Genomic DNA, 12,341 nt, shown 5'->3' with positions numbered 1-12,341 from the left:
CGGGCTACAGCTCCATGCCGTACAGGTTGGGTTCGGGCGCGAGGATCACCCCGAACTCCTGCTGCACGCGCTGCACGACGAACCGGCCGAGCTCGGCCACATCCGCGGCCGACGCGCCGCCCCGGTTCGTGATGGCGAGGGTGTGCTTCGAGGAGATCGCGGCTCCGGACCCCGGCAGCCGGAATCCGCGCGGCACCCCGGCGTTCTCGATCAACCAGGCGGCCGAGAGCTTGATGCGGCGCTCGGGCGCGGCGCGGGGCATGCGCAGCGGCACGCCGGCGGCCAGTTCTTCGAACGTGGTGACGGCGGGCGTCGGCTCGTCGTCATCGACGGGGAAGCGGGGCGCGTTCTCAGGCAGGGTGCGGGCGAACCGCTCGGTGACGATGGGGTTCGTGAAGAAGGATCCGGCGCTCCAGGTGTCGTGATCCTCGGGATCGAGCACCATGCCTTTCGAGGCCCGCAGCCGCAGCACGGACTCGCGGAGCTGCCGGATCGGCACGCGGTCGCCGGGTTCGACACCGAGGGCGGCGGCGAGCTGGGCGTACCGTACCGGTTCGGAGAGGATCGCCGGGTCAGCGGAGCCCGAGGTCTCTGCGATGGCGGCGGGATCGGCGGGCGCCGCGTGCCTGCCCGTCGATGCAACGGCGGCGGATCCCTCTGCCAGCAGCAGATCGATCGAGAGCACCACACCCTCGAGACCGCGCTTGATCACGGAGTCGCGATAGCCGAGCTCGAGCTCGGCGGCCGACATGCGGCGCACCTCGCCGGTTTCGCGCTCGAGGAACTCGATCGAGTGCAGCACGTCGGATAGCTCCTGCCCGTACGCCCCGATGTTCTGCACGGGCGCCGCGCCAGCGAGACCCGGGATACCCGACAGCGCCTCGATCCCCGACCAGCCCCGCTCGACGCAGCCGGCGACCAGTTGGTCCCAGTCGTGCCCGGCCTGCACGCGAACGCGCACGCGGCCGGCCGGCTGATCCGCGTCGTCCACGACCTCCACACCCTCGCTGCGCACGAGGAGCACCGCACCGGGATAACCGTCGTCGTGCACCACGGTGTTCGAGCCGCCGCCGAGCAGCAGCCACGGCTCGTCACCCGACCAGAGCTCGTTCGCGTGACGCACGATCTCCTCGGCGCTGCGCGCGACGAGGATCCGCTCGGCGGGCCCGCCGACCCGCATGGTCGTCAGCTCCGAGAGCGGTGTGTCGTCTCCGATCTGCACGGCCGCGGGATCCGCGCCGGAGCGGGCCGAACTCACGCGAACGCCGCCAGCAGCTGAGCCTTGCCCAGCACGGTCGAGCCGTCGAAGACCACCTTGAGGTCGATGCGAGCGGTGGCGGCTTCGGGATCGACGGCCCCGACGGTCGCCGTCACCGCGACCGTCGCTCCCTCGGCCGCGTCGACCGGAACGGGGCGCGTGAAGCGCGACTGGTAGTCCTTGACCCAGGCCGAGACGCCGGCGACCCGCGAGAACTCGGTCAGCCAGTCGGTCGCGACCGATCCGGCCGCACCCATCGTGAGCATGCCGTGCGCCAGCACGCCCGGCAGGCCGACGGACTGGGCGACGTCATCGCGATAGTGGATCGGGTTGAAATCGCCCGAGGCCCCGGCGTAACGCACCAGGCTGTCGCGGGTGAAGCGCAGCTCGCGCTCGCCGACGACGTCGCCGACGCTCAGACTCTCGAAGACCGACGCGCTCATGCCTCTACCCCTCGCTTCGCTCCGTGGGCCGCGCCTGCGGGCGCGCCGGCATCGGGCTCGGAGCTGCGCTCCTCGCTTTCCTTGCCGCCTCTCACCACGAGTGTCGAGATCGCCGTGACGACGTGCTCGCCCGCCGCGTCGCAGACGCTGCTCGACGCCGTGACCATCGAGTTGCCGCCGAGTTGCTTGACCGCAGCGATCGTGAGCGTCGCGGTCAGCTCGTCGCCCGCCACGATCGGGCGGGAGTAGGTGAAGCGCTGATCGCCGTGCACGACCATCGAGAAGTCGACGCCCGCCTCCTCGTCGGCGAGCAGCTGCGCGAGCGTCGCCTCCTGCACCACGACCGCGAAGGTGGGCGGCGCGACGACGTCGGCGTACCCCGCGGCGCGGGCCGCCTCGGGGTCGAGGTGCAGCGGGGAGTCGCTCTGCACGGCGCGCGCGAACTCGCGCACCTTCTCGCGACCCACCAGATACGGGGCAGTCGGCGGGTATACCCGGCCTTGGATCTCTGGATTCACCACGGCGCCAGTCTAGCGCGGGGCACCGACACGGTCCGGCCGGGCGCTCACCCGCCGATCCCGCCCCGCCCTCCACCGCTATGCCCATCGGCAACGAAACCGCGAAAGGTTTGTGCCTTATATCCAAGGCTCCGGCGGGGAGCTGGAATAGGCTGTACCCCATGTCGCGCATTCGTAAAGTGCTCATCGCCAATCGTGGCGAAATCGCCGTCCGCATCATTCGCGCAGCCGCAGACAGCGGCATCGCCTCGGTCGCGGTCTACGCCGATCAGGATCGGGACGCCATGCACGCGCAGCTCGCCGACGAGGCGTACGCGCTGAACGGCACCACCAGCGCCGAGACCTACCTCGTGATCGACAAGATCCTCGGCGTGGCCCGCCGCTCCGGCGCCGACGCCGTGCACCCTGGCTACGGCTTCCTCGCCGAGAACGCCGAGTTCGCCCGCGCGGTCTCGGCCGCCGGCCTCACCTGGATCGGCCCGAGCCCCGAGGCCATCGAACGCCTCGGCGACAAGGTCTCCGCCCGCCACGTCGCCGAGAAGGTCGGCGCCCCGCTCGCCGCGGGCACGAGCGACCCCGTCGAGAACGCCGAGGAGGTGCTCGCGTTCGCAGACGAGGTGGGCCTTCCCATCGCCATCAAGGCGGCGTTCGGCGGCGGCGGCCGCGGCCTCAAGGTCGCCTACGAGCGCGACGAGGTCGCCGAGCTCTTCGAGTCGGCCACCCGCGAGGCGGTCGCCGCGTTCGGCCGCGGCGAGTGCTTCGTCGAGAAGTACCTCGAGAAGCCGCGCCACGTCGAGACGCAGTGCCTCGCCGACCAGCACGGCAACGTGGTCGTCGTCTCGACCCGCGACTGCTCGCTGCAGCGCCGCCACCAGAAGCTCGTGGAGGAGGCGCCGGCGCCGTTCCTCACCGACGAGCAGAACACCGCGCTCTACGAGGCCTCGAAGGCGATCCTGCGCGAGGTCGGCTACGTGGGCGCCGGCACCTGCGAGTTCCTCGTCGCGAAGGACGGCACGGTCTCGTTCCTGGAGGTGAACACCCGCCTGCAGGTCGAGCACCCCGTCTCCGAGGAGGTCACGGGCATCGACCTGGTGCGCGAGCAGTTCCGCATCGCCGAGGGCGGCGTCATCGACTACGACGATCCGGTCGCCAAGGGCCACTCCTTCGAGTTCCGCCTCAACGGCGAGGACGCGGGCAACGGCTTCCTGCCCGCCCCCGGCCCCGTCGCCCTGTTCAAGCCCGCAGCGGGCCCCGGCGTGCGCGTCGACACCGGCGTGCAGTCGGGCGATGTGGTCTCGGGTGCCTTCGATTCCATGCTCGGCAAGCTCATCGTGACGGGAGCGACCCGCGAGGAGGCGCTCGAGCGCTCCCGCCGAGCGCTCGACGAGTTCGAGATCCAGGGCCTGCCCACCGTGCTGCCCTTCCACCGCAAGATCGTTCGGGATCCCGCGTTCACCGCTCCCGACGGCCGCTTCGGCGTGTACACGCTCTGGATCGAGAACGAGTTCGAGAACGACATCGAGCCCTGGGAGGGCGAGGTTCCCCCGCTCGGACAGGATCCGAAGCGCCAGACCGTCGTGGTCGAGGTGGCCGGCCGCCGTGTCGAGGTGTCGATGCCGGCGACGCTGCTGCCGCTCGTCGACCAGGAGGTGACCCGCGGCCCGGCGCCGAAGCGCGCGAAGGGCGCCGGCGTGGCGACGGCCACGGGCGACGCCGTCGCCGCCCCCATGCAGGCCACGGTCGTGAAGGTGGCGGTCGAGGAGGGCCAGGAGGTCAAGGAGGGCGAACTCGTCGCCGTGCTCGAGGCCATGAAGATGGAGCAGTCGCTCTACGCGCACCGCGCCGGGATCGCGACGAGCATCGACGCACCGGTCGGGCAGACCGTTCCGAGCGGGCACGTACTGCTCAGCATCGTCGATCCCGAGTAGGGGACGTCGCGCCGGTCAGCACGACCGCCAGGGGTCACCCAGGGCCGCTCCGACAGACGTCGGAGCGGCCCTTCCGCTTCTCCGGAGCAGGATGCACGACTCCCATCTTCTCTACCCGTAGACTATTCCGGTACAAATTCATCCGATAATTGGACAAGGACGTCAAATAATGACATCACCTGCGCCCGCCCACCCGCGGAGCACTCCGCGCGAACGTCGCAAAGTCGTCGCGGCTTCCGTCATCGGCACCACGATCGAGTGGTACGACTTCTTCATCTACGCCTTCGCCGCGAACCTCGTGCTGGCGAAGCTCTTCTTCGAGCCGGCCGGACCGGGCATGATGCAGATCCTCTCGCTCGTGACCATCGGCCTCTCCTTCCTCTTCCGCCCCCTCGGCGCGTTCCTCGCCGGGCACTTCGGCGACAAGCTCGGGCGCCAACCCATGCTGGTCATCACCCTCCTCGTGATGGGCGTCGCCACGGTCGGCATCGGCCTGCTCCCCACCTACCAGTCGATCGGCGTCCTGGCGCCGGTCATCCTCATCGTGCTGCGCATCCTGCAGGGTCTCTCGGCCGGCGGCGAGTGGGGCGGCGCGGTGCTCATGTCCGTCGAGCACGCACCCGAGGGCAAGCGCGGCCTCTTCGGCGTCTTCCCCCAGCTGGGTGTGCCGTTCGGCATGCTGCTCGCCTCGGCCATCCTCGCGCTCATGCGCGTCGTCGCACCGGGAGAGGCGTTCGAGGAGTGGGGTTGGCGCGTGCCGTTCCTGTTCTCGGTCGTGCTGATCGTGGTGGGCTTCGTCATCCGCCGCACCGTCGACGAGTCGCCCGTCTTCAGCGAGATCAAGGAGACCAAGAAGCAGGCCTCCGCACCGATCGTGCAGGTCTTCAAGGCGCACACGCCGCTCGTCATCCTGGCCGCACTCCTGTTCGCGGGCAACAACGCCGTGGGTTACATGCTCACCGGGGGCTACGTGCAGGGCCTCGCCTCGCGCCCCGAGGCCGACGGCGGACTCGGCTACGACCCGGTGCAGGTGCAGCTCGCGGTGCTCGCTTCAGCGGTCGTGTGGGCGATCTTCACGTTCGTCTCGGGGCCGCTGAGCGACCGCTTCGGCCGTAAGCCCGTCATGACCGTCGGCTGGATCCTGCAGGCCGCCGCCGTCATCCCGCTGTTCCAGTTCGTCTTCAACGGCGGCGTCGGGGGCGTGCTGCTCGGCACCAGCCTGCTGGCCATCGGCCTGGGCCTCACCTACGGCCCCACGGCCGTCTGGTACGCCGAGACATTCCCCGCTTCGATCCGCTACTCCGGCATCTCGATCAGCTACGCGATCGGCGGCGTCATCGGCGGCGCGTTCGCTCCGACCATCGCGCAGATCCTGCTGCAGTCGTTCGGCAGCACCTGGGCCATCGTGGTCTACCTGCTCATCATGACCGGATTCGGTCTGCTCGCGAGCACGCTGCTGAAGGATCGCACCAACATCCCGCTCGATCCCGAGTTCGAGCACAGCGGGCTCATCAACACCTGGGTGCCCGCGAAGCGCTAGCTCCGGATATCGCATCTCCCAAACGGGGAGTCTCAATATGCGGTCACCCGGCCACGGGTAACCGCATATTGAGACTCCCCGTTCGCGTTTCGACGCGCCGGGGAGCGCGCAGCCGCCCCGCGATCCCGCGGCCCGGGAATACGCGGTCCCGCGCCCTGGTTGGACTCGGCATGGTCTCAACCCCGCTCTCGATCCTCGATCTCGCCACAGTGGAAGCGGACGGCAGCATCGCCGACGCCTTCGCGCACTCGGTCGAGATCGCCAGGCTCGCCGAGCGCAGCGGCTACAGCCGCATCTGGTACGCCGAGCACCACAACATGCCGTCGATCGCGTCGAGCGCCACGGCGGTACTCATCGCGCACATCGCGGCCCGCACCGAGACGATCGGGCTCGGTGCGGGCGGAGTCATGCTGCCGAACCACTCCCCGCTCGTCATCGCAGAGCAATTCGGCACGCTCGCCGAGCTGCACCCGGGGCGCATCCACCTCGGGCTCGGCCGCGCTCCCGGCACCGACGGCGCCACCTTCCGAGCACTGCGACGCACCCACCAGGCAGCCGAGAGCTTCCCGAGCGACGTGGTCGAGCTGCAGCGCTACCTCTCGGACGATCTGCCGAGGAACGCGGTCAACGCCTACCCGGGCCGCGGTACACGCGTGCCGCTCACGATCCTCGGGTCCAGCATGTTCGGCGCGAGTCTCGCGGCCCAGCTCGGCCTCCCCTACTCTTTCGCCTCGCACTTCGCGCCGCAGCACCTCACCTCGGCCGTGCAGCACTATCGTGCCCACTACGTGCCGAGCGAGGCTCACCCCGAGCCCTACGTGAGCGCGGGCATCAACGTGGTCGCCGCCGAGACCGACGAGCAGGCGGAGGCGCTCTTCGTGCGCACGGAGGTCGAACGCGTGCGCAATTTCCTGTCGCGCGGCCGGGAACGTGAGCTCACCGCCGATGAGGCTTCGGCCCTGCTCGACACCCCCGCCGGCACCGAGATCCGCGGCATGCTGAAGTACACCGCGGTCGGCGGGCCCGAGAGGGTGCGCGCGGAGCTCGAGGCCTTCGCCCGATTCGCCGACGTGGACGAGCTCGTCACCCTGCACCCGGCGCCGACCCGCGCGGAGCAGCTCAAGTCGATCCGGCTCACGGCGCCCGCAGCAGCCTGAACCATAGCGGCTCCGCGGCGGCGGGGCGTCGCCGGCCACGCGGCGAGACCAGCGCCGTGCAGCGGGCGCCTAGACTGGGAGACGTGGTGCAGAGATGGCGTGACGTGGCCCGGGCGAGCGGTCTCGCCTCCCCCGACGGCTCGACAAGACCGACGATCTTCGCCGAGATGACGGCGCTGGCTCAGCGCACCGGCGCCGCGAACCTCGGTCAGGGTTTCCCCGACGCCGACGGCCCGGAGTGGATCCGCGAGATCGCCATGGCAGCGATCCGCGACGGCGCCAACCAGTATCCTCCCGGACGCGGCATTCCCGACCTGCGGCGGGCGATCGCCGCCCACCAGTCGCGGCACTACGGGATCGAGCTCGACCCCGACCGCGACGTGCTCGTCACCGCCGGAGCCACCGAGGCGATCGCCGCCGCCGTGCTGGCCTTCGCAGGGCCCGGGGACGAGGTGATGACACTCGAGCCCTTCTACGACTCCTACGCGGCAGCGATCGAGATGGCCGGTGCGACCCACGTCACCGTCCCCCTCGTCGCGGGAGCCGACGGTTTCAGACTCGACGCGGCCGCACTCGACGCCGCGGTGTCCGAGCGAACGCGCCTGATCCTGCTCAACACCCCGCACAACCCCACCGGCACCGTGCTCTCCGCAGAAGAGCTGCGGGCGGTGGCCGCGGCGGCGCAGCGAGTCGACGCGCTGGTCGTCACCGACGAGGTCTACGAGCACCTCACCTTCGACGGCCTCTCCCACACCCCGATCGCGACCCTGCCCGGCATGGCTGAGCGCACGCTCACAGTCTCTTCGGCGGGCAAGACGTTCTCGCTGACCGGATGGAAGATCGGCTGGATCGCCGGCCCCGCCGAGCTGATCGAGGCCGTCACCGCCATCAAGCAGTTCCTCACCTACACCGGTGGCGCCCCCTTCCAGCCCGCGATCGCCCGAGCCCTCGTCGACGGGGACACCGACATCGCGGTGCTGCGCGACTCGCTCTCCGCCCGCCGCGATCTGCTCGTCGACGGGCTGCGCGAGGCCGGCTTTCAGGTGATCGTGCCGAACGGCACGTATTTCGTCTGCGCCGACGCCGCACCGCTGCTCGGCTCCGGCGAGCAGCCGGTCGATGTCGGGGCCGGAGCCGCTTTCGCCCGTGCGCTGCCAGAACTCGTCGGAGTCGCCGCTGTGCCGATCAGCGCGTTCTGCCGCGAGGGGTCCGCCACGGCGCGTGCGCTCGACCCCTGGCTGCGGTTCACCTTCGTCAAGGACGAACAGACCCTGCGCACCGCCGTCGAGCGGCTGCGCGCGCTCGGCGGCGCGAAGGAGGCGGCAGTCTGATGGGACGCTTCATCGTGCTGGTCGGGACGATACTCGCGCTCTGGATGTGCGCGGGGCGCTGGCTGTTCGGGATCGGCGGGCCGCTCACCTGGTGGTATGCACCGACGATCGGGCTCGTGTTCGTCGCCCTCCACCTCTGGCTCGCCCGCCGCGTCGGCGTCACCCGAGCACGGGGCAAGCGCACCGGCCGCAGCACAATCGTCGCTCTCTCGCTCGCGTGGGCATGCGCGGTCGGCTTCGGTCTCACCGTACCGGATCTCGTCGGCGACGAACTGGTCTCGGTGCTGAGTCTCGCCGCCGGATCCGCGTTCTCGGGCGAGATGTCGATCGCGCTCTGCAATCCCCTCGGCATCCTCGCGTTCGCACTCGTCATCGCCTCGATCGCCTTCGCGTACGCCGACGCGCGCGATCCGAAACCCGAGGAGGACGAGTATCCGGGCGCGGGCGAAATGGTGCGCCATCCCCTCGAGTGACCCCGCGCCGCAGCTTTTCCCAGTTCATTTCTGTATTCGTTACGGCGCGCCCCACACGGCGCGATGAAAAGGTGGGAGCATAGGCCCATGGGCTTCCTTACTTATGGCGGCGTGCAAGAATACGAATTCGACGACCGCACCCTCGCGCACCTCAAGGTCGCGATCACTATCAAGATGCGCAGACAGGAGAGCTTCCTCATGAGCTGGACTGTGCCGGCCGAACGAGGAGGCGGACGGGTTTCGATCTGGCTGACCCCCTCCATCCCTCTCTCCTTCCGGTTCGCCGGAAGCCGCGCACCGCAGCTCAACAGGCACTGGCTCGCCGTGCTGAACGAGCTTGCGCACACACCTCGGGGACTCATCGTCGTCTCCGAGCAGGAGGCGCAACAGCATCAGACAGAACAGAAGTAGGGGGACTCGATGGGACATCTCATCTATGGGCACGGTGAACGATTCGCATTCGACGATCGGCTACTCACCCACCTGCGCACGGTGATCCTCGCGAAGCTGAACCTGCAGGAGAGCCTCGTGTTCACCTGGAGCGACGAGCGCCAGCACAGCATCTGGCTGCACCCCTCCATGCCCGTGCACTTCGAGTTCGACCAGCGCACCACGGACGAGCTGAACCCCGCGTGGATCGAGCAGCTTCTCGCGCACGCCAACTCGCAGGGGGGCCTGCGGCTGGTCGAGGAGCCGCCCCACCCGAGCTGATCGCTCGGCCCATCGAGTCTTCGCGCACGCGTTGGGGACCACGGGTCGGCAGTGCTCCTGGCTCGGCCTCTGCGCTTCGGCTTCTACCGCATCGGCAAGGCGTCGCGCAAGCCCCTGCAGCGTCAGGGGCGGTGAGAGTAGCGTCGTCATTACCCGAGCGGTTCTGCCTCCAGGCGGGCCGCCTCATGGAAAGGAGCAGGACATGGGTTTCATTGCTTTTCTCGTGCTCGGTCTGATCGCCGGTGCGATCGCAAAGGCGATCCTTCCGGGACGGCAGGGAGGCGGCTGGTTCGTGACGCTGCTTCTCGGCGTCGTGGGAGCGATGCTCGGCGGTTGGCTGGGTTCGGTGATCTTCGACGCCAGCCTTGAGAACTTCTGGTCGCTGCAGACCTGGTTGCTCGCGATCGGCGGTTCGATCGTGGTGCTGCTGATCTGGGGCCTCATCGTGGGTCGCAAGGGAGCAGCGGACTGACCCGTCTGCGCAGTACTGGGAAGGCCCTCGCCGTCGGCGGGGGCCTTCCCGTGTTCTCCATCGAAACACGGGACGATCGCAGAACAGCCCCCGACCAGGCGTCGTAACGCCCGGTCAGGGGCTATTTCCTATCCGCGGAGGGTAGGGGATTTGAACCCCTGAGACGGGGTTACCGCCTGCTTGTTTTCAAGACAAGTTCCTTCGGCCGCTCGGACAACCCTCCGCCGACGAGCTTAGCAAAGCCGGGAGCGCGCCAGAAACCGCGCCCCCGGGCCCCGCCCCACGCGCCTCAGCCGCCGAGCACCTCGGGGAAGCGGTCGCGCAGCGCGCTCAGCAACCCGCTCTCTTCGACCGAGCCCGTCACGCGCCCGGCGACGGCCTGCACCTCGGGCACGGCCTGCCCCATCGCGACGGAGTCGCCCGAGTGCGCGGCCCAGCGCAGCATGTCGATGTCGTTGCGCCCGTCACCGGCCGCGAACACGCGCGAGCGGTCGATGCCGAGGTGCGCCGCCACCACCTCGAGCGCGCTCGCCTTCGTCACGCCGTCGGGCGCGATGTCGAGCCACGAGGTGCTTCCGACGGCGTAGGAGACGTGGGTGAGGCCGAGCGTCTCGACGGCACCGAGGAACTCCTCGAGCCGGTGATCCGGCGACACCACCACCACGCGGCAGGCCTGCACGCCGAGCAGCTCATCGAACGGCACCATGCGCTGCTCCGCGGGCAGCGTGCCCGTGGGGATCGGCGCGGTGTAGAGGAACGTGCCGTCGGCGAGCTCGACCGCGAAGCGCGCGGTCACCAGCTGGGTGCGGATCTTGCGCAGCGCGTCGCTCGGGTCGAAGGCCTCGACGTACTCGCGTCGGTAGGATCTGGGCGCGAGCGGGTCGCGTCGCAGCGTTACCGCGCCGTTGGCGGCGACCACCCAGGCGGGGCGGATCCTCAGCCGCTCGACGACGGGGAGCGTCGCATCGACCGAGCGGCCCGTCGCGATGACGACCTCGTGGCCGGCGTCGTGGAGGGAGCGGATCGCATCGCCGAGCTCGGGATCGATGTGCCCGCCCTCCGGCTCATCGCCCGGTCCGCCGGAGCCGTGGTCGAGCACGGTGCCGTCGAGGTCGAGGGCGATGAGGTGGCGCCGATCCCCCGTCACGGACACGGCTGCTGCGGATGCGGCACCCATCTCAGACTCCCGCCGGAGAGAGCATCTCGAGCCCGCCCATGTACGGCCTCAGCGCCTCGGGCACCACCACGCTGCCGTCGGCCCGCTGGTGGGTCTCGAGGATCGCCACGAGCCAGCGGGTCGTCGCGAGCGTGCCGTTGAGGGTGGCGACGGGAGTCGTCTTGCCGTTCTCACCGCGGAACCGGGTCGCGAGCCGGCGCGACTGGTAGGTGGTGCAGTTGGAGGTCGAGGTGAGCTCCCGGTACGCGTTCTGCGTGGGCACCCAGGCCTCGATGTCGAACTTGCGGGCCGCGCTCGAACCGAGGTCCCCCGCCGCCACATCGATGACGCGGTAGTGCAGGCCCAGCGACTGCAGCATGTCCTCCTGCCAGCCGACGAGCCGGTCGTGCTCCGCCTCCGCCTCCTCGGGCGAGGTGTAGACGAACATCTCGAGTTTGTTGAACTGGTGCACGCGCAGGATGCCGCGGGTGTCCTTGCCGTGCGAGCCGGCCTCGCTGCGGTAGCAGGTCGACCAGCCGGCGTAGCGCAGCGGGCCGCCCGAGAGGTCGATGATCTCGTCGGCGTGGTAGCCGGCGAGGGCGACCTCGCTGGTGCCGGTGAGGAACAGATCCTGCGCCGGCAGATGGTAGACCTCGTCGGCGTGCTCGCCGAGGAAGCCGGTGCCCTGCATGACCTCGGGCTTCACGAGCGTCGGCGTGATGAGCGGCGTGAAGCCGTGCGACAGCGCGCGATCCAGCGCCATGTTCATGAGCGCCAGCTCGAGCCGCGCCCCGACGCCGCGCAGGAAGTAGAAGCGCGCGCCCGACACCTTCGCGCCGCGCTCCATATCGATCGCGCCCAGCATCTCGCCGAGTTCCAGGTGATCCCGCGCCTCGAACTCGAACTCGGGCTTCTCACCCACCTCGCGCAGCGTGACGAAGTTCTCCTCACCGCCGACGGGCACGCCCTCGAGCACCAGGTTCTCGATGCGCATCGCGATCGCCTCGAACTCGGCCTCCGCCTCCTTGGCGCGGGCCTCGGCGGCCTTCACGCTCGCTGCGAGCTGCTGCGCCTGCGCGATGAGGGCGGGCTTCTCGTCCTTCGACGCCGCCTTCACGCGACCGCCGAACTCCTTCTGCTCGGCGCGCAGCCCCTCGAACTCGGTGAGGGCCGATCGACGGGCCGCGTCTGCGGCGAGCGCCTGATCCACCACCGCCTCATCGTTTCCTCGTGCGCGCTGCGAGCGCTTGACGGCCTCAGGATCGGTGCGGAGCAGGACTGGATCGATCACTCCCCCAGCTTACCCGTGCGGATGGCCCGCGCAGGGCCCCGGTTCCCAGGTGCGGCCGCGGCG

At 69.8% G+C, this 12,341-nt stretch carries 12 protein-coding genes, 1 tRNA gene and 1 pseudogene; 8 read left to right on the top strand and 6 right to left on the bottom strand.

Going from position 1 to position 12,341, the window contains the following annotated elements; genetic code table 11:
* Nucleotides 1–4: 4 nt before the first annotated feature.
* From AC0KXF_RS12090 to AC0KXF_RS12080, 3 genes and pseudogenes are all read right to left on the bottom strand, one after another.
* The gene (locus AC0KXF_RS12090; RefSeq protein WP_473109477.1) at nt 5–1,180 is read right to left on the bottom strand and encodes a UDP-N-acetylmuramate dehydrogenase; all 1,176 of its coding nucleotides are present in this window, start codon (nt 1,178–1,180) and stop codon (nt 5–7) included.
* A gap of 74 nt (nt 1,181–1,254) precedes the next feature.
* Nucleotides 1,255–1,701: a MaoC/PaaZ C-terminal domain-containing protein gene (locus AC0KXF_RS12085; protein WP_473109426.1), complete on the bottom strand. Its 447-nt coding sequence runs from the start codon at nt 1,699–1,701 to the stop codon at nt 1,255–1,257.
* An 86-nt stretch (nt 1,702–1,787) separates the two neighbouring features.
* A pseudogene (locus AC0KXF_RS12080) lies at nt 1,788–2,222 on the bottom strand (FAS1-like dehydratase domain-containing protein); the annotation flags it as partial.
* A 158-nt stretch (nt 2,223–2,380) separates the two neighbouring features.
* Here AC0KXF_RS12080 and AC0KXF_RS12075 point away from each other — a divergent pair.
* From AC0KXF_RS12075 to AC0KXF_RS12040, 8 genes are all read left to right on the top strand, one after another.
* A complete protein-coding gene (locus AC0KXF_RS12075; protein WP_473109425.1) occupies nt 2,381–4,147 on the top strand; it encodes an acetyl/propionyl/methylcrotonyl-CoA carboxylase subunit alpha in 1,767 nt (588 codons plus the stop codon).
* A 169-nt stretch (nt 4,148–4,316) separates the two neighbouring features.
* Nucleotides 4,317–5,687, top strand: coding sequence for an MFS transporter (locus tag AC0KXF_RS12070; protein ID WP_473109424.1), 1,371 nt, complete (start codon nt 4,317–4,319; stop codon nt 5,685–5,687).
* Nucleotides 5,688–5,857: 170 nt separating this feature from the next.
* Nucleotides 5,858–6,844, top strand: a complete 987-nt coding sequence (locus AC0KXF_RS12065; protein WP_473109423.1) for an LLM class flavin-dependent oxidoreductase — start codon at nt 5,858–5,860, stop codon at nt 6,842–6,844.
* 83 nt (nt 6,845–6,927) lie between these two features.
* Nucleotides 6,928–8,175, top strand: coding sequence for an aminotransferase class I/II-fold pyridoxal phosphate-dependent enzyme (locus tag AC0KXF_RS12060; protein ID WP_473109422.1), 1,248 nt, complete (start codon nt 6,928–6,930; stop codon nt 8,173–8,175).
* The gene (locus AC0KXF_RS12055; protein ID WP_473109421.1) at nt 8,175–8,648 is read left to right on the top strand and encodes a hypothetical protein; all 474 of its coding nucleotides are present in this window, start codon (nt 8,175–8,177) and stop codon (nt 8,646–8,648) included. Before AC0KXF_RS12060 ends, AC0KXF_RS12055 begins: the two co-directional genes overlap by 1 nt.
* An 87-nt stretch (nt 8,649–8,735) precedes the next feature.
* Entirely contained in the window at nt 8,736–9,059 is a 324-nt protein-coding gene (locus AC0KXF_RS12050) for a DUF7882 family protein (protein ID WP_473109420.1), read from the top strand.
* Between the two features lie 9 nt (nt 9,060–9,068).
* Nucleotides 9,069–9,359, top strand: a complete 291-nt coding sequence (locus AC0KXF_RS12045) for a DUF7882 family protein (RefSeq protein ID WP_473109419.1) — start codon at nt 9,069–9,071, stop codon at nt 9,357–9,359.
* Between the two features lie 202 nt (nt 9,360–9,561).
* Nucleotides 9,562–9,831 (top strand): GlsB/YeaQ/YmgE family stress response membrane protein, encoded by a 270-nt coding sequence (locus tag AC0KXF_RS12040; protein WP_223044990.1) that lies wholly within the window; start codon nt 9,562–9,564, stop codon nt 9,829–9,831.
* Between the two features lie 135 nt (nt 9,832–9,966).
* On the opposite strand, the gene AC0KXF_RS12035 is transcribed toward AC0KXF_RS12040, so the two are convergent.
* The 3 genes from AC0KXF_RS12035 to serS all read right to left on the bottom strand — a co-directional run bounded on the left by AC0KXF_RS12035 (nt 9,967) and on the right by serS (nt 12,278).
* Nucleotides 9,967–10,054 (bottom strand) — tRNA-Ser (locus tag AC0KXF_RS12035).
* A gap of 66 nt (nt 10,055–10,120) precedes the next feature.
* Nucleotides 10,121–11,008, bottom strand: a complete 888-nt coding sequence (locus tag AC0KXF_RS12030; RefSeq protein ID WP_473109418.1) for an HAD family hydrolase — start codon at nt 11,006–11,008, stop codon at nt 10,121–10,123.
* A 1-nt stretch (nt 11,009) separates the two neighbouring features.
* Complete coding sequence (gene serS, locus AC0KXF_RS12025; protein WP_473109417.1) at nt 11,010–12,278, bottom strand: serine--tRNA ligase; 1,269 nt, start codon at nt 12,276–12,278, stop codon at nt 11,010–11,012.
* Between the last annotated feature and the right edge of the window lie 63 nt (nt 12,279–12,341).

The organism is Leucobacter holotrichiae (assembly GCF_055791005.1).
The sequence above is the reverse complement of the archived record's forward strand: the minus strand, read 5'-3'. Positions and strand labels throughout refer to the sequence as shown.